Genomic DNA, 25,125 nt, shown 5'->3' with positions numbered 1-25,125 from the left:
GCACCCAAAAGTGCGCAACGTTCGGGTGATAGAATGGACATAAGAACAAGGGCTTGGCTTAGCTTAATGCGTGTTGCATCAATCCGTTTTGATGCGACGCGCTTGCCAGGGGCGGCTGCCCCGTGCCCCTTCAAAAAGACTTGCTGAGGCGAATCTGTCCTCGGGCGGTGAGAGCGTTGTCGCTGCCATAACCGACCTCAAAACCGCTATCCAACATCATGCCATGGCCGACCGCCGCCGCGACGTCGGCGCCGGCAAAGCCGCGCACCGCCGTCTTGTCCGCGCCGGAGGCGAAGGAGATGTCCTGGCCAAGCAGCGTGGCCGAAACGTCGCCGCTGCTCTGGGCTATGCCTTCTATGCCGGCCCGCAAGGTGGTCTGCCAGGCTTGGGTCGGCGTCGTCACTTGCGGCATCGCGAGCGCCAGTTGCCCGCGCACTTCGAACAGATGAACGTCGCGACGCGCGACACTGAGATCGGCATCGGAACCCGTTTCCGTATAGTCGCCGACGAAGAGACCTGCGTAGCGCAGCCTCACGCTTGGCATCAGCGTGCCCATGGAAACCGGAAGCCGCGTGCCCAGTGTCAGCGCCGGGCTGACGAAAGTGCCGTTGAAATCCGCCCGTGCCGTCTCGAGGCCGCCGAGCACGAGATTGTTGGCAACACTGCGGCTGCTGCGCTCGTCGAGCGTGCCGGCGACGAAAGACAGATTGGCAAAGCGCTGACCAAGGTCATAGCCGAGATAGCCGCCCGCGAACACGCTGCGGTGGGTGATCTCCTGCGCGTTGTCGTCAACGTCGGTCGTTCCTGTCGCGGCACCTACGAACACGCCGCCCAGGAAGCCGTCGCCCGAACGCCTTTCGGCACCAACGACGATGCCGCCAAGCACCTGGTTGAACCCGGCCGCGGCGCCCGAACCGTCCTGGGTACGAACCCCGCCGAATGTCGACAGCCAGGCGTCCGGACCGGAGCGCGGTCCAAGCACATCATCATGCGGGGTCGTCAGACGCGTCTCGACAACGCCGGTCACCGCGTCGGCGAGGTCTACGACCAGCGATCCTGCGCTGGCAAAACCGGTGATGTCGACCACCGCCACCTGGTTGCCATTGACGACGAAGGGCCGCCCGCCGGTCAGGATGGTCTGCGGAACTCCGCTTCCCGAAAAGGTCATGACGGCGTTCAGCGCCGGCCCGAAGCTCACCGTGTTGCCGGAGCCGGAGAAGGTGATAGGCCCCTGGATGGCCGTGCCGGCCAGGAGGTTCAGCGTTGCGTTGGACGCGCCGAAGAGGATGGCCGTGCTTGTGCCCTGGCTGAAGTCGTTGAAGACTGTGCCGGAATTGGTGATAACCGAGTTGGGGCCGTTTGCCGCGATGCTGACGGTATTCGCACCGCTGACAATGACCGAGCCGGAGTTGGTGATCACGGCGCTGCCGAAATGGGTGCCGATGCCGGTCGATGCGTCCCCGGACGCATAAACAGCGCCGGTATTGACGATGACGATATCATCGCCGCCGGCGCCAATGGCGGTGGAGTTATCTCCGAAGATCGCGATCGACCCGGAATTGGTCACCCGCAGGCCGGTCGGGAGCCCCGGGGGACCGAGGGGATCGGGTCCCCAGGCAATGCCCGAAGAGTTGTCCCCATGGACCTCGATAGAGCCGCCGTTCGAAATGGTCAGGTCGGATCTGCCTCCAAGTATGGCGGCGGACGAGTCGCCGGCAACCCCGATGAAACCCTGGTTGTCCACATGCCCGCCGGGCCCATTGGCGATGATGCCGAACATCGCGTTGGCGCCTTCGGCTATGACCGTGCCTTTGTTGATGATATCCGCATTGCTGCCCTCGGACACGATGCCTGCGGACCCCGCGCCACCGGCAAAAATAGTCCCGTTGTTGATGATCGTTGCATTGGCGCCCGTCGAATACACGTTGTAGGCGTAGGTGCCGCCACCGGTGGCAACCATCAAGCCGTTGTTGATGATCGACGCATCGGCGCCCGTCGAATACACGGTGTAGGCATCGCCACCGAACGTGCCAATCCTGCCGGAGTTGGTGAGACTCTGCCCCGAATTGAACATCTGCACCGCGTTTTCATTGGCGGTTGATGTCTCGACTGTTCCGCCTGCGGCGACAGTTCCGGTGTCGCCGGCATTGTTCATCGTCTGCTGGCCAACATCCTGGCCGTTGCCGACGGTGAAGCTCTGGGAAAAAGCGGGATCGTCGCCAAGCGCCACCGCTGCGAAAAGCGATATCGCCACGGCTGCCTGAGCCCTTGTGCGCAGCTTGAGTATCATCCCGCCCCTTGCGTAAGAGTACGCATTGCCGAAACCCTGCACTGACCGGACGCGAAAGACAAGGTCAGGTCCCCGGGCATTCCTGTATACCGGCCGCCTTGTGTGGACTATCGGCAACACCACTCTTTGCCGGTCGCGGAGCCAATTTGATGCCGGATGGCTCCTGCATCGGTCCGCATTGTCCGTCCGAACTGCCAAGGAGCGGCGGAGAATGCCTACCGCCGCAACACCGCCGACAGCACATCCCGGATGCCGATGGCTCCGACGAACCGCGACTGGTCGTCGAACAGTGCCACCGGGGCCGTCTGCGAGCGATGCATGGCGAGCATCACCGTCTTGAGCGACGTGCCGGGATTGGCCCAGAACACCTGGGCGCCCTCCTCCGGCTGTCCCTCGACATCGGCGCAGGACACCCACACCGCCGGCTTGCCGTCGCGCTCGGCCGCCGCCACCAGCCCGTGGTCGTCGATCTTGAAGCGCGTCGTCTTGCGTCGGTCGAGCCACACCCAGCCATCCGCGCCATGTTCAAGGTCGCGGCGGTCGCGCATCACGTTCCACGCCGTTAGCACCGACAGCGGGTTCACATTGGCGATGAAGTCGCGGACATAGTCGTTGGCGGGGCGCAGCACGATGTCTTCCGGCGCGCCGGTCTGCACGATGCGCCCGCCTTCCATGATGGTGATGTGGCTGCCGATCTTCAGCGCCTCCTCGAGGTCGTGGCTGACGAAGATGATGGTCTTCTTCAGCTCGTCCTGCAGCTGCAGCAACTCATCCTGCAGCTTGGTGCGGATCAGCGGATCGAGCGCCGAGAACGGTTCGTCCATCAACAGGATCGGCGCTTCTGTGGCGAAGGCGCGGGCCAGGCCGACGCGCTGCTGCATGCCGCCCGAAAGCTCATGGGCGTACTTCTTCGACCATTGTTCGAGATTGACCAGCTTGAGCTGCTTGTGCACGCGTTCCTTGCGCTCGGCTTCCGGCACGCCGGCGAGTTCGAGGCCCAGGCCGACATTTTCTTCCACCGTGCGCCACGGCAGCAGGCCGAACTGCTGGAACACCATGGCCACCTGCTTCTGCCGCAGCCGGCGAAGCGTCGCCTGGTCGCAGGTGACGACATCGACAGTCTTGTCGCCATCCTTGACCAGCACCTGGCCGCGCGAAACGACGTTCAGCCTGTTGACGGCGCGCAGCAGCGTCGACTTGCCCGAACCGGACAGGCCCATCAGCACGGAGATCTCGCCCTCGTGCACGGTGAGGCTGGCGCCGGCGCAGCCCAGCACATTGCCGGTTTTTTCGAGGATCTCGGCGCGGGTGGCGCCGGCGTCGATCAGCGCCAGGGAACCCGCCTGGTCGGCGCCGAAGACGATATCGACGTTCCTGAAATCGACAGCAACGGTCATTTCTTGCCTCCAACGCCAATGCGGGTCATCCGGTCGAGCACGATGGCGAGCACCACGATGGCAAGGCCAGCTTCAAGTCCAAGGTCGATCCTGCGCGAGCCGAGCGCGCGGTTGATTTCAGTGCCGAGGCCGCCGGCGCCGATGAGGGCCGCGAACACCACCATCGACAGCGACAGCATGATCGACTGGGTAAGGCCGGCCATGATGGTGGGCAGTGCCGAGGGCAGTTCCACCTTCCAGAGCAGCTGGCTCTTGGTGGCGCCGAACGCCTCGCCGGCCTCGACGATCGCCTTGGGCACCGAGACGACGCCGAGATGGGTGAGCCTGACGGCGGTCGGGATGACGAAGATGATGGTGACGATGAGGCCGGGCGCGTTACCGAGGCCGAACAGCGTCAGCACCGGGATCAGGTAAACGAAGGTCGGCAGCGTCTGCATCAGGTCGAGCACCGGCAGCATGACCCGGTAGACCTTCGGCTTGTGCGCGGCCCAGATGCCCATCGGCACGCCGATGGCCATCGCCATGGCGGCTGCCGCGACGACCAACACCAGGGTCTGCACCGTCTGCTTCCAGAGATTCTGGTTGATGATGAAGATCAGCCCGAGGAAGACGCCGATGGCAAGCGGCCGCGAGCGCTGCAGCAGCCAGGCAATGACGGCGATGACGAGCGCCAGCAGTACCGGCGGCACCAGCAGCAGAACGTTGACCAGCCCGTCGAGGAGGAAATTCAGGCCATTGGAGAAGGCCCTGAATATGGTGTCGAAATTGTCGGTAAGGAAGCCGAAGAACGCCTTGCCCCAGGCGCCTATCGGGATCTTGTGATCGATCATGAATTGGGAAATCGGATCCATTTCACCCCTCTTCGTCCAGGAGCCACCCTGCTCTCGGCTCGCGCAACGTCATCTTGTCACAGGATATGAAAAAGGGCAGCCTTTTCTAAGATGGCTGCCCTTCCTGGTTCGGCCTCGCCGAATTCAGTCGGCTCAGCTTCCGAGCGCGGTCTTGACGGCGGCAGCCGCGTCACCGCCGTCGAAGGTGGTCACGCCGGCGATCCAGGGTGCCACCGCGTCCGGATGCTTCTTCAGCCAGGCGGTCGCCACCGTGGTGGCGTCGCCGCCCTTGAGGATCGCGTCCATCATCTCGCCTTCCATGGCCAGGTTGAACTTCATATTGGCGATCAGCTTGCCGGCATTTGGGCATTCCGTGGTGTAGCCCTTGCGCACATTGGTAAAGACGGTGGCGGCGCCGAAGCCGCTGTCGCCCATGCCGTCGAGATAGGTGATCTTCATGGCACCCATCACCGGATGCGGCGTCCAGCCGAGGAAGGCGATCCACTCATTGTTCTTCATCGACTGCTCGGCCTGCGTCAGCATGCCGGCTTCGGAGGATTCAACCAGTTCGAAGCCATCCAGCTTGTCGGCGGGATTCTTGATCATGTCGAGGATGATGCGGTTGCCGTCATTGCCGGCCTCGATGCCGTAGATCTTGCCGTTGAACTTGTCCTTGAATTTGCCGAGATCAGTCAGCGACTTGACGCCGGCGTCCGCGACATAGGTCGGCACGACGATGCCGTAGCCGGCACCGGTCAGGTTGGTGCTGATGGTTTCGACCGAGCCGTCGGCGGTGTAATCCTTGATATCGTTGGTCATCGACGGCATCCAGTTGCCGAGGAAGACATCAAGGTCCTTGTTCTTGAGCGACGCCATGGTGACCGGCACCGAAAGCTGGATCACCTTCGGATCGTAGCCGAGCGCGGTGAGCAGCACCGAGGTGAGGCCGGTGGTTGCCTGGATGTCGGTCCAGCCGACGTCGGAGAGACGCACCGTCTTGCAGCTTGCCGCATCACCGGCATAGGCGGCACTCGTGGACAGCAGAGCCGCAAGACCGAGGCCTGCGACGAAGGAATTCATACGCGACATAGTCATTCTCCCATTGTGATTCTTTGGCGAAGCGAAGTTACGGTTTCTCTGCCCGCCTTGTTTCGTCAGCCAAACATCATTTTGGAGCGGATTCAAGCGGCAAGGCAATCACGATCAACGGCGCGGAATGGTCGATCAGCGACACGCTTCCTGCTTTTCTCGTCCAAGCGCGTCGTTTTCTGGTGGACTGTCGAGGCGCCCCCTCCCCGCGCGCCGACAAGTCGGCTTAAAAGGCGGCATGGCCAAGCTCTATTTCAACTATGCGACGATGAATGCCGGCAAGACGACGATGCTGCTGCAGGCGTCGTACAATTACCGCGAGCGCGGCATGACGACGATGCTGTTCGTCGCCGGCCATTATCGCAAGGGCGATACCGGGCTGATCTCGTCGCGCATCGGCCTGGAGACCGAGGCCGAGATGTTCCGCGACGGCGACGACCTGTTCGCCAGGGTCGCCGAGCATCACGAACATACGACGGTGCATTGCGTGTTCGTCGACGAGGCGCAGTTTCTCGAGGAGGAGCAGGTCTGGCAGCTTGCCCGCATCGCCGACCGGCTCAACATTCCGGTGATGTGCTACGGCCTGCGCACGGATTTCCAGGGCAAGCTGTTTTCCGGCTCGCGCGCCCTGCTGGCGATCGCCGACGATTTGCGCGAGGTGCGCACAATCTGCCGCTGCGGCCGCAAGGCCACGATGGTGGTGCGCCTCGGCGCCGACGGCAAGGTGGCCCGGCAGGGCGAACAGGTGGCGATCGGCAAGGACGTCTATGTCTCGCTTTGCCGCCGCCACTGGGAAGAAGAAATGGGCCGCGCCGCGCCCGACGATTTCATCGGCTTCATGAAATCCTGAACATCTCTTGCCGCGCGCCGCGCGTCAGGCTGCCGAGACACGTCGTATCGGGAATCGCCACCCAAGGCGCACGCCAAGCGTTGCAAGCGCGATCAGCACCATGCCGGCGGCCTGTCCCGGCCCGAGCGGATGGCAGTAGACGGCCCAGTCGATGATGATGGCGACAACCGGATAGATGAAGGTGATGATGCCGATCACCGGCGTCGTCAGGCGTGGAAAGGCCGAATTCATCAGCACATAGGCGATGCCGGTGTGAACAACGCCGATGCTGACCAGCCAGCCCCATGCATGCGCGGGAACATGCTGGCCGATATCGGCGAACGGAGCCAGCATGACGATGCCGACGATCGTCTGGCAAAGCACGGTGATCTCCGCGCGTTGCTGGCCCAGGCCCTTGGCGATGATCGTCGCCACCGCATAGAGCAGCGCCGCACCCAGCGTCAGCGCGATGCCCAGCGCCCAGGACGTGCCGGCTTGCGCATGCGAAACGACGAGGCCACTGGCCAGCACGACGCCGAGGAACGCTCCAAGCATCCACAGGACCTGGTCGAGCGAGATGCGCTCCTTGAGGAAGACCACGCCAATCAGCACCACGAAGAAGGGCTGGACGTGATAGACGATCGTCGTGGTCGCGATCGACGTCATGGCGAAGCCGGCGAAGAACGCCGTCCAGCTCAGCACCATGCAGGCGCCGGCAAGGGCGGCAAGGCCGAGCCGGGACAAGGACAGGGTGCGGTCGGGCAGATAGCCGCGCAGCAGGCACCATGCGCCGAGGAAGATGGCAGCGAATACGCAGCGCCAGAAGACGATCGTCACGGGGTGCAGCCCCGCTTCCGTCACGAAGGCGCCGACCGTGCCGGCAATCACCATCGCCAGGGCGAGGCTCGCAGCCGGAAAGCGGGCGGTTGGCAGGTCCTTCATCAAAGGGTCCTCGAATGGATCGGAAACCATCTGGCCAGTAGGATCGCTCTCAAACAAGCGAATAGATTTGGAAGAATCTATTCGATATGCTGATACCATCATGGCCGCTCCGCTCGATCTCAACCTGCTGAAAACCTTTGTCGCCGTCGTCGAAAGCGGCAGCCTGTCCAATGCCGCGCCCCGGGTCGGCCGCAGCCAGTCGGCCGTCAGCATGCAGATGCAGCGGCTGGAGGAGATGGTCGGCAACCAGCTTCTGGTGCGCGGTCCTCGAACCGTCACGCCCAACGCGATCGGCGAGGATTTCCTGATCTATGCCCGCCGTCTGCTGAAGCTGTCGGACGAGGCATGGGCAAGCGTGACGCGGCCGAAGGAAACCGGCAGCGTGCGACTCGGCGTTCCCGACGACTATGCGGCGTTCCTTCTGCCTCCGGTGCTGTCGCGCTTCGCGGCGGATCATCCGCTGGTGACGGTGGAACTGATCTGCGAGCAGTCGACCGCGCTGGTGAAGACCCTGGCCGAGGGAAGGCTCGACCTGGCGATCATCACCCGCCTGCCGGACCAGCCGCTCGAGGTGATCCGGCTGGAGCGCTTCGTCTGGGTCGCCTCGCCCAACCATGTCGCCTGGGAGAGCGATCCCCTGCCCGTCGCTTTGTTCGAGCCGGGATGCGCCGCCCGCATGAATGTGCTGCAGGCGCTTGGCGATGTGGATCGCTCCTACCGCTGCACCTATTCCAGCGCCAGCCTGCTTGGCCTGATCGCGGTGGTGCAGGCCGGATTGGCGGTGGCCGGCCTAGCCCAGCGCAGCGTGCCGGCTTCGCTGCGCATAATCGGCGCGAATGAGCGGCTTCCGGTCCTGCCGGACCTGGAGATCGGCATCCTGCGCAATCCGCTCTCGACCACGCCGGCCGTCGACCGGCTGAACGATTTCCTTCGCCGCGACCTGGCGCAGGACGCCTGAAATCCGCGAGGATGCAGCCTTTGTTAAGGCGCGCCTCCTATCTTGCGCTCCCAGCCAGAACTCGTCGGGGTCAGCCATGCTTCGAACCGTCTCGTCCGCCGGTGTCCTTCTCCTTGCCGGCGCCCTCGCCGCCCATGCCGCCGGCGATGCGGCGCTTGGCAAACAGGTCTTCAACAGATGCATCGCCTGCCATGAAGCAGCGACCGACCGCGACAAGGTCGGCCCGCACCTGATGGGCGTCGTCGGCCGCACCGCCGGCACGGCCGAGAGCTTTCTTGGCCACTATTCGGAAGCCATGAAGGCTGCGGGTGCCGCCGGCCTTGTCTGGGACGAGGCCAACCTTGCCGAATATCTCAAGGCTCCCAAGCTGAAGGTGCCCGGCAACAAGATGTATTTTGGTGGCCTGAGCAGCAACGACGACATCGCCAATGTCATCGCCTATCTGAAGGCCGATCCCAAACCCTGAGCGGCGCGGACTTCGCCTGATACCGCAGGAATGCAACGGCTTAGTTCTCGGTCGAATTTCGCAGCGTCCGCACCGGCCGGGATCGACTGCTTTGCCGGCATGGAAGTTCAATGGCAATTGAACTACACTTAGCCGTGCAGCTAATCACACCATGACCACGCCTCCATTGCCATTCAAGGCCGTGACGGATTTTTTTGTTTTCGCGGCAGGCCCTGTCTTGCGCCTTTCAATCCCCGGGTGCCCCACATATATTCGCCGCTGTTCGCAACCAGCGACCTGATGCCGAACCGGGAGGCCCCTATGGCGACATTGCAGAATTTCGATGCCGAAATAGCCAAGACCAAACAGGTCGTGCAGGACATGCGCTCCAAGATCGAGCAATCCGGCACCGTGCTCGACACGCTCGCCACCGCCGACAAGAAGATCGGCGACGCCAATTTCGACATCGAGAATGCCCGCATCGAGGACGTGCTGAAGCAGCAGAAGGTGATGGAGGGCAACATCGCCGACCTCATCATCGGACTCGAGGACGCCACCAATGTCTTCGGCGCCGAATTCGAGAGCATGAAGAACTATTCCGGCTGGGAAAATTTCGTCGGCATCTTCTCGGCCCAGCGCAAGCAGCGCATGCGCACCGACCGCGTCCGCAACATGTCGCTTGCCGGCAATTTGCAGGAGCTGCTGGCGAAGTCCGACACCATCGTCGGCATCCTGAAGGCGCAGAAGCAAATCCTCGACCAGCGCTACAAGACCTCCGAGGCCAGCCTGTCGCAGGTGATCGAGCGCCGCAAGACCACTATGTCCAACCTCGAGGCGGTGCAGAAGCGCATCGAGGAGTTGAACCCGATGCTGCTCGACATCGAAAACAAGATTGCCGCGTCGACCAGCCAGAAGGACCGCACGCAGCTTGAGGGCGACCGTTCGAAGCTCGCCACCGAGTACAACGAGAAGCAGGCCAAGGAGCAGGAACTGTTGGCCGAAAGCCAGACGCTGGAGCGCTACACCTCGATGTTCCAGACCTTCGTGGACTCGCTCAACAACCAGATCGCCGCGCAGTCGACGCTGATCAACAAGCTGACCATCGATACCGAGCAGCGCATCGTGCTCTATAAGGCACTTGAGGACTCGCTGAAGACCGCAGCCCAGCAGGACGTCGCCCACAAGATCAACACGCTGGGCAGCCGGGTCGACAACACGGCCGAGGAAACCATGGCCGGCATCGGCGCCGCCTCGCAAAAGCACATTGGCGACCTCCTTGAAATGCACGAGAAGAACATGGTCGCCAGCGCCGACATCCAGCGCCGCAAGAAGCTGGCCGACGACGCCTTCGCCCGCCGCTTCGATGACGTGCTGAAGAAGCACAACGCGGCCAACTACGTGCAGTCGTAATTGCCGCACTCCTCAGGGCCAGCATCATGACCCCCGAAAACGAAGCGGCGGCGCGATATTTCTCGGCCATCACTGCGGCACTTGCCGGCCTCGAAGTGTTCATGCGCGACGACCGCTCGCCGCTCTACCGGCATGGCATCGTCGCCGGCATCGTTGCCGAATACATCGCCCGGCTCGACAAGTCCTTTTCCTGCTGGCGCAACCGGCTGGGCTTCATGGACACGTTCCGCATCTCGCGCGCCGAGAGCGGTTTTCCGGTGTTCCAGAACCTGCTTGAACTGGAGAACGACCGCCGCCAGGCGGATAGCCGGCTTGCCAACATTCCGCAGCCCGGCGAACTGCGCGAGGAGATGGCCGACTTCATCCTGCGCCGCAAGGAATTCCCCGCCGCGCTGCAGAAGTCGATGGCCGAGCGGCTGTACCTGGAGGACGTCAAGAGCGAGACCACTTTCGGCCCGTTCACGCTGGCGCAAACGGCCAAGGTTTCGGTCAATCCCAAGACCGGGCGCCCTTACTATCTCGTCCACTGGGCCAGTTTCGACGGCAGCGCCAACCTGCCGCTGGTCTACATGGTGACGGTGGAGGATTCCTCCGAAGCGATGATCCGGCAACTCGTCGACAAGAACGGCAAGCTGAATGACAAGGTCGACATCCCCTTGCCGGTCGACGGCTTGCTCAATCCCGAGCTTGCCCACCGTTTCGACGATTTCACCGAAAAGAATTCGGCCTACACGCTGTCGCCGGCGACCATCGCCGTCAACCTCGACAAGGATTTCGAGCCGCTGCACCCAAAGCAGCTGCGCCGTGTCGTGCTCGGCCCCTTCTATTCGGCGGGGATTACCGACAACAATTCGACGGTGACCGAGGTTCTGGCCAAGGTGCGCAAGCCCGAAAATGCCTGGCTGCTGACCTGGACCATCCAGGAGGTCTATTCCAAGGGTGAGAAACCCGGCCGCAAGGGGCTGTTTTCGAGCGAGAAGACGACGCAGGAATTCTTCATCAACACCGATGACCTCGAAGCCGCGCGCCAGGGCGTATCGAGCTACGAGAACCACGCGCTGATCCCGCATGAGGCCTATCAGGCGCTCTACGCAGCCGGCGAAGCGCAGAAGATATTTGCCGGCTACAAGGTTCATATCCTGTCGAACGGACAGGTGATCTCGGATGTTTGAGGCAAGCTTGGTTTCGGCTGCACTGCCCTTCCCGGAGAGGAAAATCTGATGGACACCGGCCTGACCACCATCCCGGAAGCGGCGATCGAAAAGCATCGCGCCACCGCGCAGAGCTTCATCACCCGCATCGTCGTGCTGGAAGATCCGTCGCGTGAGTCCGGCACCGCACTTGCCGGCACCAACCGCCGCTTCGTCTCGACCGTCTCGGTCAGCTCGGTGCGCCGCACGCGCGAGGTCGAGCTGTCGAAGAGCGTCGCAGCCGTCCATCCCGACGACCAGTTGCTGACCATCCCGCAGCACACGCTTTTGTTTCGCGCCCGGCGCGGCGCGGCCATCGCGCTGGCCATCGCCGATGTCTTCGCCGAGGGCTCCGATCTTGAAAGCCTGCAGGCGCGCAACGCCCGCGCCCCGCTCGAAGGCGACGACGCCGCCGCCTTCAAGAAGCTTCTGTCAGCCTCCGCTTACATTTCCGCCTTCAGCCTGTCCTCCTATCTGTTCCAGCTGATCGACAGCGATGGCGAGGCGCCCAACGATACGCCCGAGCCCGACTTCCTGTTCAACACGCCGCAGGATGCGGTGAAGTCGATCCTTGCCGGCCTCGACAAGGCGATTGCTGGCGCTTCGGATGACGCCGACCTGATGACCCGCGCCCGCGCTTTCGCCCGCGTCGCCATTGATGGACTGCTGGCGCGAAAAGGCCGCTTCGACGGCATCGGCCCGTTCGAGAACGCCCATATCCGCATCGACGCCGACGATTTCACCCTGGACGGTTTCGACGTGGCGCCCGGCAAGCGCTCCAAGCCGCTGGTCATGACCTTCAAGAAGCCGGAAGAGGTCGTCGGCAACCACATCGCCAAGTACCAGTCGGTCAAGCTCGCCAAGATGCTGATGGCCTATGATTTCGAGCGCGAACTGAACCCCTTCGTCGAACTCGGCGGCTTCCTGTTCACCTTCATCGGCGACGGCGCGCCCGGCACCGGCAAGACGACGCTGATCCAGATGATCGCCGGTCTCGTCAACGATTACTGCCAGGTCGCCGCCTATCCCTTCGCCTATGAGAATTTCGGCGTCGACCAGATCTCGTCCTATCAGGGCAAGTCCGGCCAGAACTGCCGCCAGTTCATCAACAATGTCTTGAACCCGCGCGTCATCGGCTTCGGCACCATCGACGATATCGACCAGGTGGCGGCGCGCCGCTCCGACGACCGCGCCTCGGCCGGCCAGCAGGAGATCACCGGCGTTTTGATGGATGCCTTCGCTGGCGCCTCCACCGTGGTGCGCGGCAACTGCTCGTTCGGCATGTTCTCCAACTATCCCGAAAACGTCGATGATGCGCTACGCCAGCGCGCCGGCGCCCGCTGGCTGGTCGACGGGCCGCAGACCCGCGACGACTATATCGACATCTTCGTTCTGCTCGCCGGCAAGAACCACAAGATACCGCTTGGGCCGCACAAGCTCTATGCCGCGCAGGAAATCCAGCGCGCCGTGACCGAGGCCTATGAGGAGCACGAGAAGCCGCAGGAGGACAGCCTGATGCGGGTCTATGAGCGCTACATGAAGGAGAATGGCGAACCGAAGTCGATGGCCGACATCGGCACCTACCTGCACCTGATCAAGGCTGCCGAGCCGCGCTTCACCGGCCGCGCCATCAAGAACGTCACAGACGCCATCAAGATGCGCGCCATGGACATCGAGCTTCCCGACGAATGGTTCGAGAAACCGGAAGCCTTCATGCACAAGGGCTATGACGAGAAGAAAGCCATGATCGAGGACCTGCGCGGGCCGTTCTCGATGGACATGGTGATGCAGGAGATCAACCGCTACGCCGACAGCGAGTTCCGCTATTCCGACAAGTCCGACGACGCTGCGGTGGAAAAGCTGCTGCGCGACGCCCGCTTGCGCGAGAGGGCCGGCCACGAGATGGAGGAGATGAAGAAGAAGGGGCTTTGGAATGCCTAATCCTCCTTCGCAGCCCGCAGGTGTTGAAAGGTTTGGCGCCAACGCTGACGCCCCCCTCTCCCCGTCCTTCACGGGGAGAGGGTAAGGGTGAGGGGCAGCGCATGCGTGGACCAGAAATCGCGACAACGAAACGAGCAAGACGGCTGCGTCAGTCGGATAACGATGCCGAAGGCGCCCTTTGGCTCGAACTGCGCGATCGCAGACTAAACGGCCACAAATTCGTGCGGCAATTTCCGATAGGAAGGGAGTGTCAGCTTGTCGTGGAAATCGATGGCAGTCAGCATGCCAACAACAGCTATGACCAGATCAGGGATCACTTCATGGTCTCGAATCATTGGTCTGTCCTACGCTTTTGGAACGTCGACGTGTTGAAAGACAGAGAAGCAGTTCTTGAGACGATCTTGGCTGCGATAGAAGGCCGCCTCGAACGTCATATCGAAACACATGATCTTCGATTTTTTGCTGCCAAAGGCTATGGAGAGACATGTCCTTGACCCGTCGCGCTGCCCCTCACCCTAACCCTCTCCCCGTGAAGAACGGGGAGAGGGGGGCGTCGGCGTTGGCGACAAATCTTACAGCGCAGAATCTGTTGGAACTGCACGCATGAGCCCCGCCCGCAAATCCGATCTTCTGCGTGACAACGAGCTGATCTACGGCCGCCTTCTCACCATCGACGAGCCGCATCTCATCCAGCGCTACAACAAGGCGCTGGCCGCTTTCGGCAAGAAGCCGACCAAACTTGAGAGCTTCGAGATCGACCGTACCGGCTTCTCGCCGCAGGTCGCCGAGGAATGCGGCGATTACGATTATCTCGATCCCAACGAGGTCAACCGCCGCTTCATCATCCTGACGCCGTCGCAGATCGACCTGCCGGTGGTCCACACCGCCTTCTCCAACACCTCGCAGCTGATGTTCGAGTTCATGACCAGCAACCAGCGCGCCATCGACGCGCTGACCATCAAGGATGTGATCTACGGCGAGATTGAGGATTCCGTCCCCAAGGTCAACGACATCGAGGACCTGCTGTCGATCAACCAGGTCGAGTTCAAGGTGCTGTCGGCCGAGGATGTGCTGGGCAAGGCCGCCGAGCTCGGCAAGCTCGTCGACCGGCTGAAGCAGGAGCCCGATGCCTGGCGCGACGACGCCATGCTCACGCGCATGGTGGAGCTGGCAAAAGTCTGTGGAGACATCCGCGAGAACGCGCTGGTGCCCGACCAGGTGATCTTCCGCCACAATGCCTATTGGACCAGCCATTTCGGCGGCCTTTACGTGTTCGTCGATCCGGACATGACGACGGTGATCGGCGATCCGGCGGCGCCGGGCTTCCGCCGCTCGCGGCCATGGCAGGTGAGCTATCTGTCGATCAAGGATGCCGACAAGGTGTTCAAGTTCCTCGCCACCACCGGCCGCATCGAGCTGCCCCGCGCCTCATGGATCGAGGCATCCGGCTATCTCGAACATCGCGCCGAGATGATCGTTCGCGCGCTGATCCGCGACGCCGAGCCCGACCGCAACCTGACCGATGTCGACAAGGTCTGGCTGCAGGCCTGGATCCAGAACCATGCCGACCTGATTACCAAGGACGGCAATTTCCCCTTCCTCAACGCCGCCAAGCGCGAAATCGCCCAGCTCGGCCAATTGAGGATCGATGATGTATCGCCGCAGCAACGCTTCCTCGTCATCCGGGCAAAGCCAGATCATCCGGACGCCTGGCTGACCAACCGCCTGATCTCCGACTTTGTTCCAACGGATTTCGTCTCGCGCTACATCTTCAACAAGGACGGCTTCTACAAGGACTATGGAGGCTTCAGCGATGCCTGGCGATCGCATATTGTGGACGTTTTGAAAACCACATATCTGAAAGACAAGGTGGCGTTGCGCACGCGCCTCTATGGCCTGACTGACTGAGGGGGTGACTCGCCATGCTTGATCCTATCGTGAACTTCGTCACCCGTATCTTCCATTGGATCGGCCGCGGCATCGGCTTCGCGATCGGCGTCATCCTGTGGCCGTTCATGTGGGCCGGACGCTGGTACCTGCAGCGCGGCTGGATCCTCAAGGCTGGCGTCGGCGTGGCACTTCTGGTGCTGATCGGCCTCTACGCCAATTTCTTCTACGCCACGCAGTGGTGGAACAATTTCAACCCGAACTACCCCGACACCTACAGTTTCGAGAAGCGCAATGTCTCCGCCGGCGAGCAGGTGACGGCCGGTGCCGGAACCGACACCGCCAAGACCTGCGGAAATTCGGCGATCGCCCAGGTGGCCGCGGACCTGACCGACTTCAACGTCAACCAGAATGCCTGGGTGTCGTCGATGATCCTCTATAAGCTCGGCTTCTTCGGCATCGACTGGGACAGCACGCCGTTCTTCGACAACAAGGCATCGTTCCAGCGCGGCATCAACCAGGCGGTTCGGCGCACGACGACGGAACTTGCCGACAATCTCGGTCGGGTGCGCACCACCTCGCAGATCGACAGCGACCTGCAGGACGCGCGCGGCAATCTGCAGTTCGACGAATACACTTGGTATTTCGGCCTCAGCCCGTTCGGCCCGAAGACGCCGACACCGAGCTACTATCGCGATGCCATCCGCAAGCTGCGTGCATTCAACGCCCGGCTGGAGACCTGCCAGACGGTGTTCGATGCCCGCGCCGACAACCTCAAGCAGTATCTCGACCGCATCGCCAGCGATATCGGCTCGACCTCGGCCATCCTCAAGGACCGGGCCGAGCACTACAACAATGGTTGGTTCGACTTCCGCGCCGACGACCGCTACTGGTTCGCCTATGGCCAGCTCTACGCCTATTACGGGCTGATGAAGGGCGCACAGGCCGACTTCGAGGACGTGATCAAGGAAAAGCACCTTCAGAACCTGTGGGACACGATGGACCAGCAATTCACCTCGGCGCTGCGCATCCAGCCCTTCATCATCGCCAACGGCCGCGAGGATGGCTGGATTTTCCCGACGCATCTGACGACGATGGGCTTCTATGTGCTCAGGGTCCGCTCCAACCTGGTCGAGATCAGCAACGTGCTGACGCAGTAGCGGTGTCCACGGCCGACATGGCGATGGCGAATTTGCGCCCTCGCCTCTGTCGCATTCCGTGCATTGTGCGGCTGTTTTGAGACGGCGGAACGTCGCGTGCTCTGGCTTCTATACGGCGCGGCAACCGGCACGAGAAGAACCGATGACAGGTCCGTCGGCTGCAGAGAAATTTTTCTTCATAGGAAACATAGTTGCATGCAAGTTGACGCCGCGGCAGCGACAGGGTTAGAACATGCCCTCGCGCCCGCGGGCCGTTTCCAACATGCTTGCGATAGACATCAACCCCGTCCCCTCCACCGACCAATCTGAAGGAAAGCCGTCATGGCCGAAGTGAAGTCCGACATCGAGATCGCGCGCGGCGCCAAGAAAAAGCAGATCCAGGAGATCGGCCAGAAGATCGGCATCCCGACCGAACATCTCCTGCCCTACGGCCACGACAAGGCCAAGATCTCGGCCGAGTTCATCAAGTCGGTGAAGGGCAACAAGGACGGCAAGCTGATCCTCGTCACCGCCATCAACCCGACGCCGGCCGGCGAAGGCAAGACGACCACCACGGTCGGTCTCGGCGATGGCCTCAACCGCATCGGCAAGAAGGCCATCGTCTGCATCCGCGAGGCCTCGCTCGGCCCGAATTTCGGCGTCAAGGGCGGTGCCGCCGGCGGCGGCTACGCACAGGTGGTGCCGATGGAGGACATGAACCTCCATTTCACCGGTGACTTCCACGCCATCACCACGGCGCACAATCTGCTCTCTGCGCTGATCGACAACCACATCTACTGGGGCAATGAGCTCGGCATCGACATCCGCCGCGTCGTCTGGCGTCGCGTCATGGACATGAACGACCGGGCGCTGCGCGAGATCACCTGCTCGCTCGGCGGTGTCGCCAACGGTTTTCCGCGCGAAGCTGGCTTCGACATCACCGTCGCCTCGGAGGTCATGGCCATCCTGTGCCTTTCGACCGACCTGAAGGACCTGGAAAAGCGTCTCGGCGACATCATCGTCGCCTATCGCCGCGACAAGTCGGCGGTCTATGCTCGCGACCTCAAGGCCGACGGCGCCATGGCCGTGCTGCTCAAGGACGCCATGCAGCCCAACCTGGTGCAGACGCTGGAGAACAACCCGGCCTTCGTCCATGGCGGTCCCTTCGCCAACATCGCGCATGGCTGCAACTCGGTGGTTGCCACCACCACGGCGCTGAAACTCGCCGACTACGTCGTCACCGAAGCCGGCTTCGGCGCTGATCTCGGTGCGGAGAAGTTCTTCGACATCAAGTGCCGCAAGGCCGGGTTGAAGCCCGCCGCCACCGTCATCGTCGCCACCGTGCGCGCCATGAAGATGAATGGCGGCGTCAAGAAGGAAGACCTCGGCAAGGAAAACGTCGAGGCGGTCAAGAAGGGCTGCGCCAACCTCGGCCGCCACATCGAGAACATCCGTCAGTTCGGCGTGCCGGCGGTGGTCGCCATCAACCACTTCTATTCCGACACCGACGCCGAGATCCAGACGATGAAGGACTATGTCGCCTCGATGGGCGAGGAAGCCATCCTGTGCAAGCATTGGGCCAAGGGCTCGGCCGGTATCGAGGAACTCGCCAACAAGGTGGTGGCACTGGCCGAATCCGGCGCCTCGCAGTTCGCGCCGCTCTATCCCGATGCCATGCCACTGTTCGAGAAGATCAACACCATCGTCCAGCGCATCTATCGCGGCTCGGAGGCAATCGCCGACAAGTCGGTGCGCGACCAGTTGCACGCCTGGGAACAGGCCGGCTACGGGCACCTGCCGGTGTGCATGGCCAAGACGCAATATTCCTTCTCGACCGACCCGAACCTGCGTGGCGCGCCGACCGGCCACACCGTGCCGGTGCGCGAGGTCAGGCTTTCGGCGGGCGCGGGCTTCGTCGTCATCATCTGCGGCGAGGTCATGACCATGCCCGGTCTGCCGAGCAAGCCGTCGTCGGAAAAGATCTTCCTCAACGAGGCCGGCCAGATCGAAGGGCTGTTCTGAGTTCAGGGCACCAGTCACAAAATCGATATAGTCTCCAGCAGATCAGGCCTTCGCCTGATCTGCTCCCATTTGGCCAATGGCTCCGACGGAAACCTTCACAAATCTGTCCAGCATGGCAAAGAATACATCAAGGCTGAACCCGAATATAAAGCAGAGTGCAAACAAGCTAAATCCAATATTAGCGAGGTCCGTTCCAAACCGCGTGTCCGGAACCCAAAACCAGGCTAAAACCATGCCGGACAGAGCTCCGAGAACAATACGATGGAAAATACGCGATTTGCTTGGATCCGGGACGAGAGGGTCAAGAATCATACGCAAATAGAAAATGGTTGCGCCAATTGCCCCATACAAACCAGGAAGAATCCACATCGCATAAGGCGCAATCAAGCTACTTACACTCGAAGAAAAATCATCCATGCTTGGGATATAGGATGGACCATATTTTATTGATTCAAAACAGTTATTATATATATTTGCATAAAAGTACTCTTTGGCAACATTTGCGAAATAATCATAGTGCATAACATTGTCAATGAATCTTACTTGGTCTTTTATGAGCTTTTCTGCATCGATTTTCTGCGCACAAAAAGGACTTTGGTCGTAGAGGCCCAACTCGGAAAGCACGGCAACAACGGGCTGAGCTAGGGCCGAAACCGGGACCGCACCAATTGAGGTCGTACTATTTTTTGCCGAAGTTTGACTGGACAAAGGTGTCGGATGCTGCTTTTGCAGCCAAATTAAAGTTTCAGAATCAGCAATATTTAAATACCTTTGAAAAGAATAATAGTAATATAACAGGAGCTTTGATCCTATTATTGGAAAGCTGGCTTGATCACTATACTTTTCGACACGATCAGATATTTGCGACAACTCCAAGTCAAGTTCTCGAAGGTCATCGAAAACCTGAAAATATGCCTGCAGACCAAGCGATTGGCTCTCCAAAGACCCGCTTTTCGAAGCCGAATTTGCAATCTCCTTGCGGGCAGCCAATAGTTGCCGCGAAAGCTGACCGAATCGCCTGTCAGGATGGGAGACGGATAATACACGTATTTCAGATAAAAGGCTTACACCAGTGTTGTATATCTGAGAAAGATGGCCTGCAAGAACCATGATTGTGACTGAAAAGATGAGAAGAAATATCAGTTTCTTCTGGCTCTGCTTAGTGTCGCCAGGCCTCCAGCCATTTCGCAATGCTACCAAGGTAGAAAATGGCACAGACTCCAGCGCCTTGTTTAATTGAAGTCGAAGGCCTTCAACCTCCGGTGCACCTAATTTTTTCTCAGCCAGTTGATCGACGGCTCCAATAGAAACATTAAGCTCATTGTCTTTGATGACTCCAGCCTGCGCCGCATATATCGAAATGAGCCGAGCATCGTTTAACCACCCCTGGATGATTGCGTCGTCTGTTTCAACACGCTCCGGCACGACCCACCTCCGAGGTTATCCAAGCGTGCCTGGCACATAACCATATTGCCCCGGGCACCCACACGGATATCCAGGCGGCCCAGGCGGCTGCGCCCAGCACCAGAAGTATGGTGTATAACAAACCGTACCTGGAGCATGCGGCGGAACTTGAGCAAAAGCTGGCCAAGGTGAAATTGCCGCTATACACGCGATAGCGGCAGCAAACACAGTTTGTACAACCCGCGATTTCAATTGCTAGCCTCAGCGTCTACCAATCGCACTTCCATTAAATGCCAACTATGCATCTTTTGCAAGTCGAGAGTTATGTATGTGAAATGGATCACATTTCTTCTCAAAAAATTACCTTCGCCTTCTTTTGTCCTTCATAATAATCAGACGGGAAGAATATTCACTTCATGACAGGTCTGCTTGTGAAATTTTAAAATCGGACGCGAAGGTAATGCCCAAGCCTATCCCCCCGCGCGGGTGGCTTTGCTGATCTCAAAAAAAGGCGCCGCATCGCTGCAGCGCCTTTTTTATCCCACGCGGAGAAAGTGCTTAGGCGGCGTTCCGCGCCAGCGCGCGCTGGTTGGACGCATAGATTGTGTCGCGCTCCGGCAAGGCGCCGGTCTTCAGGCACTCGACCCATTCGGCGGTCTTGAGCACCGCCGCGAAGCGCGACTGCAGGATAACGGTCACGACACGGTGGATCTCTTCGGCTGACGCATAGCCGGCGCTGTTGGCATAGGGCAGCGCGCCGGTCGCATCGGACAGGAACTCGACCGCGAAGCCCATATGCACGGCGTGGATGATGGTCGACAGGTCGCAATTATGTGTCATGTAGCCGACGACAGCGATCGTATCGATGGCATTGGCGCGCAGCCACTCTTCCAGGTCCGTGCCCGTGAAGGCGGAAGGCAGGTTCTTTTCGACGTAGTGGTCGCGGTGCCGCCTGGCGATTTCCGGGTGGAGTTCAGCACCGTGGCTGCCCTTGGCGAAGATCGGCGCCGTCTCGGGCGCCAACTGCTTGATGACGACCACCTTGATGCCGGCCTCGGTGGCCGCATCCATTGCGCGAGCCACATTGACGACGCTGTCGCGGAACGGCGGATGCTGGATGGCGAGGTTGCCGCCGTCATAGTCGTTCTGGACATCGATGACGATAAGCGCGCGGCGCGGAGCCTTGACCGGTTCAGACATGGGAATTCCTTTCCTGCTGGCTTGATTGGATGGGAGTGAGGATAGAGGCGGTGGAGCAGACCAGAAAGTGGCCTGATTGACATCATACGAAAGAATTGGGACAATCCCGGCACGAGTTCCCTGGGTGCCCTGATGACCAATCCGATCGTCGCCGTCCTTGCCTTCGAAGGCATCAGCCCGTTCCATCTCTCCGTGCCGTGCCTTGTCTTCGGTGAGGACCGCTCAGCACTTGGCCTGCCGCGCTTCGATTTCCGCATCTGTGCGGTCAAGGCCGGCCCCATCCATACCGAAGCCGGACTGACGGTTGCCGCGCCGCATGGGCTCGACGGGCTTGAGGGCGCAGACATCGTCATTGTCCCAAGCTGGCATCATCTGGACGAGCCGCCGTCGCCGCCGCTGGTGGAGGCGCTGCGCCAGGCGCACCGGCAGGGCGCATTGATTGTCGGCCTGTGTCTCGGCACCTTTGCCATTGCCGCTGCCGGCCTGCTTTCGGGGCGCCGTGCCGCGACGCACTGGGCCTATTCCGAGCAACTGCAGAGGCTCCATCCCGACATTGCCGTCGATGCCGCCGTGCTCTACGTCGACAATGGCGATGTCGTGACCTCGGCCGGCGTTGCCGCCGGCCTCGACTGCTGTCTCCACATCGTGCGAGCCCGCTACGGCGCGGAAGCAGCACTTCGGCTTGCCCGCCAGATTGTCCTTTCTCCGCATCGGCAGGGCGGGCAGGCGCAATTCATCGAGCATCCGGTGGCAAAAGGCGCTCATGCCGACCGTTTCACTCAGGCCCTCGACGCGGTTCGCGCGACACTGGGCGAGACGCACAGCCTGGACAACGTCGCCGAGGCCGCCGGCCTGACCCGGCGCACCTTCACCCGCCGCTTTCAGAAATCGATCGGCACCAGTTTCGGCGAATGGCTGACCAGCCAGCGGATCGAACTGGCGCAGCGTCTGCTGGAGGCGACCGAGAAGTCGATGGACATGGTGGCATTCGAGGCCGGCTTCGGCAGCGCCACGTCGCTGCGCCAGCATTTCGCCGCCCGGCTCAGGACATCGCCGGCGCAATACCGGCGCGAATTCTCCAGGCGGGTCGATCGGGACGAGCGCATGGCGCACGCGCTGTCATCCTGATCTGTTCAATCGCGTTTGACCGGCCGCGCCGGATTGCCAACGACGGTTGTGTTCGCAGACACGTCGCGCGTCACCACCGCGCCGGCGCCGACGATGGCGCCATCACCAATGGTCACGCCACCGAGGATGATGGCGCTGCCGCCGATCCAGGCATTGGCGCCGATCTCGACCGGCCTGGCGATCTCCAGCCCCACTTGCCGACCGGAAGCCTCTTTGTGATGCTCGGCGCAATAGATCTGCACATTGGGTCCGAGCAGCGTTCGCTCGCCGATGCGAACCGTCGCCGTATCCAGGATGGTGCAGCCGGCATTGAGGAAGACGCCGTCGCCTAGATGGATGTTGAAGCCATAGGCGCAGTGGAACGGCGCCTCGATCCGGGCCCCCTCGCCCACGCCGCCAAGCAGTGCCTTCAGCGCCGGCCCGAGGTTTCCGCGCTGACGGAGCGGTAGCGTATTGTGCTCGAACACTGCATCCGCGGCTGCGGCGCGCAACACCTCCAGTTCGGCATCGAGGCACGTGTACCATTCGCCTTCAGCCATCTTTGCGCGTTCACTCCCAGCCATGAGCCGCCTCCAGTTTGAATTGCAGGCAGAGCACAGTCCGAGCCGGCGGGAAAGCGCCAGGCTCGACATCGCCGCTGGTCAAATGCAGGACCTATGTTAGCTTGCCCTGCTGGATTGTCCGTCCGGCATTGGAGGGGACCAACCATGCTGTACATTCTTGCACTTCTGATCGGCGTCATCGCCGGCCTGCGCACCATGACGGCGCCGGCCGCTATCGCCTGGGGCGCCTATCTCGGCTGGCTGCCGGTTGCCGGCACCTGGGCGAGCTTCATGAGCCATTGGGCTGCCGTCGGCATCTTCACCATCCTGGCCATCGCCGAACTGGTTGCCGATCAGTTGCCGTCGACACCGAGCCGGAAAACCCCGCCGCAATTCGGGGCGCGCATCATCCTGGGCGCCTTCACCGGCGCGGTGATCGGCGCCACCGGTGGGGCCACTATCGGCGGCCTGGTCGCCGGCGTCATCGGCGCTGTCATCGGCACGCTGGGCGGCGCCGCAGCGCGCTCCCAGCTGGCGGCAGCCTTCGGCAAGGACCAGCCCGCCGCCTTCATCGAGGACGCGGTGGCGATCATCTGCGGCCTGCTGATCGTGGCGGCCCTGAGATGACGGCAAAGGCCTTCGACGCCATCATCATTGGCTGCGGACAGGCGGGACCGCCTTTGGCTGGCCGCCTGTCGGCCGCCGGCATGAGCGTGGCGCTGATCGAGCGCAAGCTGGTCGGCGGCACCTGCGTCAACACCGGTTGCATGCCGACCAAGACCATGGTCGCCAGCGCCTATGCCGCGCATCTGGCACGCCGCGCCGCGGACTACGGTGTCACGCTGAGCGGCACCGTCGGCGTCGACTATCAAAAGATCAAGGCGCGCAAGGACAAGGTGTCGAACGACGCCCGCACCAGGCTCGAGACCTGGATTGCCGGCATGGACAAATGCACGCTCTATCGCGGCCATGCGCGGTTTGAATCCGCCAACACGGTGCGCGTCGGCGATGACCTTTTGACCGCTGACAAGATATTCCTCAACACCGGCGGCCGCGCCTCGGTGCCGGACCTGCCTGGCATAGACGACATCGACTATCTGACCAATTCGTCGATGATGGATCTCGACGTGCTGCCGCGCCATCTCGTCGTTGTCGGCGGCAGCTACATCTCGCTGGAGTTCGCGCAGATGTTCCGCCGCTTCGGCTCCGAGGTCACGGTCATCGAGAAGGCGCCCCGGCTGACCGGCCGCGAGGACCAGGACGTCTCGGCCGCCATCCTGTCCATTCTCGAGAATGAGGGCATCACGGTCCATGTCGGCATCGACGACATCAGCTTCGCCAAGCAGGGCGGGGATATTGCCGTGACCTTCTCCGCCGGCAAACCGCCCGCGGTTGGTTCGCACGTGCTGCTGGCGCTGGGCCGGGTGCCCAACACCGACGACCTCGGCCTCGACAAGGCCGGCGTCGAACTCGACAAGCACGGCTTCGTCATCGTCGACGATCAGCTGCGCACCAGCGTCCGCGGCATCTGGGCGATGGGCGACTGCAACGGCAAGGGTGCCTTCACCCACACCTCTTACAACGATTTTGAGATCGTCGCCGCCAACCTGCTCGACAATGACCCGCGCAAGGTCAGCGACCGCATCGAGGCCTATGCGCTCTACATCGACCCGCCGCTCGGCCGCTGCGGCATGACCGAAACGGCGATACGCAAATCCGGCCGTCGCGCCCTGGTCGGGCAGCGGCCGATGACCCGCGTCGGCCGCGCCGTGGAAAAGGGCGAGACGCAAGGTTTCATGAAGATCCTGGTCGACGCCGACACCAGGGAGATCCTCGGCTGCTCGGTGCTCGGCCCCGGCGGCGACGAGGCCGTGCATTGCGTGCTCGACCTGATGTACGCCAGGGCACCCGTCGACACGCTCGCGCGTGCCGTGCATATCCACCCCACCGTCTCGGAGCTGTTGCCCACAATTGCGCAGGAGCTGAAGCCATTGGCATAGGCTTCCTACTTCGCGTCCTCTTGCGCAACCAGCATCGTTTCAAGCCGTTCCAGCAGGCCAACCGAATTTCGCAATTCGGCGTCGCCGACATCCTTGAGCAGGTCGCCCCGCAGCACCGCCAGGAGGCGTTCGATCTCGGTCACCCGCTTGCGCCCGGTATCGGTCAGCGACAGGATTTTTGCCCGCCGGTCGGCGGGATCCTCGGCGCGTGTCACCAGCCCGTCTTCCATCAAGAGATCGACGATGCGCACCAGCGATGGCCCCTCGAAGCCCAGTTGATCGGCAAGCACGCCCTGGCGAATATTGTCGCCGAGGCGCGACAGCATCACCAGCGGCATGGCGGTGGCATGCGACAGGCCGCAATCGTCGAGCGCGTTGTCGGCGGCGCGACGCCACAGCCTGGCGACTGAGATAACCAATAGGCCAAATCTGGCACGATCCGGGTCTTGCTTGGACATGGCTAAAAGGATAACATGCTATCT

22 protein-coding genes are annotated in these 25,125 nt (G+C 61.7%); 13 read left to right on the top strand and 9 right to left on the bottom strand.

The genetic code is table 11. From position 1 onward, the window contains the following. Nucleotides 1-130 precede the first annotated feature (130 nt). The 4 genes from ABVQ20_RS26905 to choX form a co-directional block, all read right to left on the bottom strand. Nucleotides 131-2,290 carry an autotransporter outer membrane beta-barrel domain-containing protein gene (locus tag ABVQ20_RS26905; RefSeq protein WP_354462688.1) on the bottom strand — a complete coding sequence of 720 codons (2,160 nt, stop codon included), beginning with the start codon at nucleotides 2,288-2,290 and terminating at the stop codon, nucleotides 131-133. A 215-nt stretch (nucleotides 2,291-2,505) separates the two neighbouring features. After that, on the bottom strand, nucleotides 2,506-3,687 hold the full coding sequence (gene choV / locus ABVQ20_RS26900) for a choline ABC transporter ATP-binding protein (RefSeq protein WP_354462687.1): 1,182 nt from the start codon (nucleotides 3,685-3,687) through the stop codon (nucleotides 2,506-2,508). Further along, nucleotides 3,684-4,538, bottom strand: a complete 855-nt coding sequence (choW, locus tag ABVQ20_RS26895; protein WP_354462686.1) for a choline ABC transporter permease subunit — start codon at nucleotides 4,536-4,538, stop codon at nucleotides 3,684-3,686. Before choW ends, choV begins: the two co-directional genes overlap by 4 nt. 132 nt (nucleotides 4,539-4,670) lie before the next feature. Beyond that, nucleotides 4,671-5,606 carry a choline ABC transporter substrate-binding protein gene (gene choX, locus ABVQ20_RS26890; RefSeq protein ID WP_227345593.1) on the bottom strand — a complete coding sequence of 312 codons (936 nt, stop codon included), beginning with the start codon at nucleotides 5,604-5,606 and terminating at the stop codon, nucleotides 4,671-4,673. 238 nt (nucleotides 5,607-5,844) lie between these two features. On the opposite strand from choX, the gene ABVQ20_RS26885 reads away from it, so the two are divergent. Next, nucleotides 5,845-6,456: a thymidine kinase gene (locus ABVQ20_RS26885; RefSeq protein ID WP_354462685.1), complete on the top strand. Its 612-nt coding sequence runs from the start codon at nucleotides 5,845-5,847 to the stop codon at nucleotides 6,454-6,456. Between the two features lie 24 nt (nucleotides 6,457-6,480). On the opposite strand, the gene ABVQ20_RS26880 is transcribed toward ABVQ20_RS26885, so the two are convergent. After that, nucleotides 6,481-7,377 carry a DMT family transporter gene (locus ABVQ20_RS26880; RefSeq protein WP_354462684.1) on the bottom strand — a complete coding sequence of 299 codons (897 nt, stop codon included), beginning with the start codon at nucleotides 7,375-7,377 and terminating at the stop codon, nucleotides 6,481-6,483. 100 nt (nucleotides 7,378-7,477) lie between these two features. On the opposite strand from ABVQ20_RS26880, the gene ABVQ20_RS26875 reads away from it, so the two are divergent. The 9 genes from ABVQ20_RS26875 to ABVQ20_RS26835 all read left to right on the top strand — a co-directional run bounded on the left by ABVQ20_RS26875 (nucleotide 7,478) and on the right by ABVQ20_RS26835 (nucleotide 18,369). Beyond that, nucleotides 7,478-8,335, top strand: a complete 858-nt coding sequence (locus ABVQ20_RS26875; protein ID WP_354462683.1) for a LysR substrate-binding domain-containing protein — start codon at nucleotides 7,478-7,480, stop codon at nucleotides 8,333-8,335. A gap of 76 nt (nucleotides 8,336-8,411) precedes the next feature. Next, nucleotides 8,412-8,801 carry a c-type cytochrome gene (locus ABVQ20_RS26870; RefSeq protein WP_354462682.1) on the top strand — a complete coding sequence of 130 codons (390 nt, stop codon included), beginning with the start codon at nucleotides 8,412-8,414 and terminating at the stop codon, nucleotides 8,799-8,801. A gap of 300 nt (nucleotides 8,802-9,101) precedes the next feature. Further along, entirely contained in the window at nucleotides 9,102-10,190 is a 1,089-nt protein-coding gene (locus tag ABVQ20_RS26865) for a hypothetical protein (protein ID WP_354462681.1), read from the top strand. Between the two features lie 26 nt (nucleotides 10,191-10,216). Further along, nucleotides 10,217-11,362 carry a hypothetical protein gene (locus tag ABVQ20_RS26860; protein WP_354462680.1) on the top strand — a complete coding sequence of 382 codons (1,146 nt, stop codon included), beginning with the start codon at nucleotides 10,217-10,219 and terminating at the stop codon, nucleotides 11,360-11,362. Between the two features lie 48 nt (nucleotides 11,363-11,410). Further along, complete coding sequence (locus tag ABVQ20_RS26855; protein WP_354462679.1) at nucleotides 11,411-13,321, top strand: AAA family ATPase; 1,911 nt, start codon at nucleotides 11,411-11,413, stop codon at nucleotides 13,319-13,321. Nucleotides 13,322-13,422: 101 nt separating this feature from the next. Beyond that, nucleotides 13,423-13,815, top strand: coding sequence for an endonuclease domain-containing protein (locus ABVQ20_RS26850; RefSeq protein WP_354462678.1), 393 nt, complete (start codon nucleotides 13,423-13,425; stop codon nucleotides 13,813-13,815). A 109-nt stretch (nucleotides 13,816-13,924) separates the two neighbouring features. Further along, nucleotides 13,925-15,229 carry a DUF6638 family protein gene (locus ABVQ20_RS26845; RefSeq protein ID WP_354462677.1) on the top strand — a complete coding sequence of 435 codons (1,305 nt, stop codon included), beginning with the start codon at nucleotides 13,925-13,927 and terminating at the stop codon, nucleotides 15,227-15,229. 14 nt (nucleotides 15,230-15,243) lie between these two features. Then, nucleotides 15,244-16,368 carry a DUF2333 family protein gene (locus tag ABVQ20_RS26840; RefSeq protein ID WP_354462676.1) on the top strand — a complete coding sequence of 375 codons (1,125 nt, stop codon included), beginning with the start codon at nucleotides 15,244-15,246 and terminating at the stop codon, nucleotides 16,366-16,368. Between the two features lie 321 nt (nucleotides 16,369-16,689). After that, complete coding sequence (locus ABVQ20_RS26835) at nucleotides 16,690-18,369, top strand: formate--tetrahydrofolate ligase (RefSeq protein WP_354462675.1); 1,680 nt, start codon at nucleotides 16,690-16,692, stop codon at nucleotides 18,367-18,369. Nucleotides 18,370-18,411: 42 nt separating this feature from the next. Here ABVQ20_RS26835 and ABVQ20_RS26830 read toward each other — a convergent pair whose 3' ends face one another. Beyond that, entirely contained in the window at nucleotides 18,412-19,794 is a 1,383-nt protein-coding gene (locus tag ABVQ20_RS26830; protein WP_354462674.1) for a hypothetical protein, read from the bottom strand. 537 nt (nucleotides 19,795-20,331) lie between these two features. Next, nucleotides 20,332-20,973, bottom strand: coding sequence for a cysteine hydrolase family protein (locus ABVQ20_RS26825; protein ID WP_354462673.1), 642 nt, complete (start codon nucleotides 20,971-20,973; stop codon nucleotides 20,332-20,334). Between the two features lie 132 nt (nucleotides 20,974-21,105). On the opposite strand from ABVQ20_RS26825, the gene ABVQ20_RS26820 reads away from it, so the two are divergent. Then, nucleotides 21,106-22,101, top strand: a complete 996-nt coding sequence (locus tag ABVQ20_RS26820; protein WP_354462672.1) for a GlxA family transcriptional regulator — start codon at nucleotides 21,106-21,108, stop codon at nucleotides 22,099-22,101. Nucleotides 22,102-22,106: 5 nt separating this feature from the next. Here ABVQ20_RS26820 and ABVQ20_RS26815 read toward each other — a convergent pair whose 3' ends face one another. Continuing rightward, nucleotides 22,107-22,664: a sugar O-acetyltransferase gene (locus tag ABVQ20_RS26815; RefSeq protein ID WP_354462671.1), complete on the bottom strand. Its 558-nt coding sequence runs from the start codon at nucleotides 22,662-22,664 to the stop codon at nucleotides 22,107-22,109. A gap of 144 nt (nucleotides 22,665-22,808) precedes the next feature. Between ABVQ20_RS26815 and ABVQ20_RS26810 the strand changes: the two genes are divergently transcribed. Further along, nucleotides 22,809-23,270: a DUF4126 domain-containing protein gene (locus ABVQ20_RS26810; RefSeq protein ID WP_354462670.1), complete on the top strand. Its 462-nt coding sequence runs from the start codon at nucleotides 22,809-22,811 to the stop codon at nucleotides 23,268-23,270. Continuing rightward, nucleotides 23,267-24,643, top strand: a complete 1,377-nt coding sequence (locus ABVQ20_RS26805; protein WP_354462669.1) for an FAD-containing oxidoreductase — start codon at nucleotides 23,267-23,269, stop codon at nucleotides 24,641-24,643. Before ABVQ20_RS26810 ends, ABVQ20_RS26805 begins: the two co-directional genes overlap by 4 nt. A gap of 5 nt (nucleotides 24,644-24,648) precedes the next feature. Here ABVQ20_RS26805 and ABVQ20_RS26800 read toward each other — a convergent pair whose 3' ends face one another. Continuing rightward, nucleotides 24,649-25,101: a MarR family winged helix-turn-helix transcriptional regulator gene (locus ABVQ20_RS26800; protein ID WP_354462668.1), complete on the bottom strand. Its 453-nt coding sequence runs from the start codon at nucleotides 25,099-25,101 to the stop codon at nucleotides 24,649-24,651. Nucleotides 25,102-25,125: the final 24 nt, after the last annotated feature.

The organism is Mesorhizobium shangrilense (assembly GCF_040537815.1).
GTDB classification, from domain to species: Bacteria; Pseudomonadota; Alphaproteobacteria; order Rhizobiales; family Rhizobiaceae; genus Mesorhizobium; species Mesorhizobium shangrilense.
Note: the sequence above shows the minus strand (reverse complement) of the source record. Positions and strands in the feature narration are given on the sequence as shown.

Excerpts from the sequence above, each read along its gene's own strand:
- ABVQ20_RS26880 (WP_354462684.1), bottom strand. The coding sequence starts at position 7,377 with ATGAAGGACCTGCCAACCGCCCGCTTTCCGGCTGCGAGCCTCGCCCTG.
- ABVQ20_RS26820 (WP_354462672.1), top strand. The coding sequence starts at position 21,106 with ATGACCAATCCGATCGTCGCCGTCCTTGCCTTCGAAGGCATCAGCCCG.
- ABVQ20_RS26835 (WP_354462675.1), top strand. The coding sequence starts at position 16,690 with ATGGCCGAAGTGAAGTCCGACATCGAGATCGCGCGCGGCGCCAAGAAA.
- choW (WP_354462686.1), bottom strand. The coding sequence starts at position 4,538 with ATGGATCCGATTTCCCAATTCATGATCGATCACAAGATCCCGATAGGC.
- ABVQ20_RS26905 (WP_354462688.1), bottom strand. The coding sequence starts at position 2,290 with ATGATACTCAAGCTGCGCACAAGGGCTCAGGCAGCCGTGGCGATATCG.
- ABVQ20_RS26855 (WP_354462679.1), top strand. The coding sequence starts at position 11,411 with ATGGACACCGGCCTGACCACCATCCCGGAAGCGGCGATCGAAAAGCAT.
- ABVQ20_RS26860 (WP_354462680.1), top strand. The coding sequence starts at position 10,217 with ATGACCCCCGAAAACGAAGCGGCGGCGCGATATTTCTCGGCCATCACT.
- ABVQ20_RS26885 (WP_354462685.1), top strand. The coding sequence starts at position 5,845 with ATGGCCAAGCTCTATTTCAACTATGCGACGATGAATGCCGGCAAGACG.
- ABVQ20_RS26825 (WP_354462673.1), bottom strand. The coding sequence starts at position 20,973 with ATGTCTGAACCGGTCAAGGCTCCGCGCCGCGCGCTTATCGTCATCGAT.
- ABVQ20_RS26865 (WP_354462681.1), top strand. The coding sequence starts at position 9,102 with ATGGCGACATTGCAGAATTTCGATGCCGAAATAGCCAAGACCAAACAG.
- ABVQ20_RS26810 (WP_354462670.1), top strand. The coding sequence starts at position 22,809 with ATGCTGTACATTCTTGCACTTCTGATCGGCGTCATCGCCGGCCTGCGC.
- ABVQ20_RS26875 (WP_354462683.1), top strand. The coding sequence starts at position 7,478 with ATGGCCGCTCCGCTCGATCTCAACCTGCTGAAAACCTTTGTCGCCGTC.
- choX (WP_227345593.1), bottom strand. The coding sequence starts at position 5,606 with ATGTCGCGTATGAATTCCTTCGTCGCAGGCCTCGGTCTTGCGGCTCTG.
- ABVQ20_RS26840 (WP_354462676.1), top strand. The coding sequence starts at position 15,244 with ATGCTTGATCCTATCGTGAACTTCGTCACCCGTATCTTCCATTGGATC.
- choV (WP_354462687.1), bottom strand. The coding sequence starts at position 3,687 with ATGACCGTTGCTGTCGATTTCAGGAACGTCGATATCGTCTTCGGCGCC.
- ABVQ20_RS26850 (WP_354462678.1), top strand. The coding sequence starts at position 13,423 with ATGCGTGGACCAGAAATCGCGACAACGAAACGAGCAAGACGGCTGCGT.
- ABVQ20_RS26815 (WP_354462671.1), bottom strand. The coding sequence starts at position 22,664 with ATGGCTGGGAGTGAACGCGCAAAGATGGCTGAAGGCGAATGGTACACG.
- ABVQ20_RS26870 (WP_354462682.1), top strand. The coding sequence starts at position 8,412 with ATGCTTCGAACCGTCTCGTCCGCCGGTGTCCTTCTCCTTGCCGGCGCC.
- ABVQ20_RS26805 (WP_354462669.1), top strand. The coding sequence starts at position 23,267 with ATGACGGCAAAGGCCTTCGACGCCATCATCATTGGCTGCGGACAGGCG.
- ABVQ20_RS26800 (WP_354462668.1), bottom strand. The coding sequence starts at position 25,101 with ATGTCCAAGCAAGACCCGGATCGTGCCAGATTTGGCCTATTGGTTATC.
- ABVQ20_RS26845 (WP_354462677.1), top strand. The coding sequence starts at position 13,925 with ATGAGCCCCGCCCGCAAATCCGATCTTCTGCGTGACAACGAGCTGATC.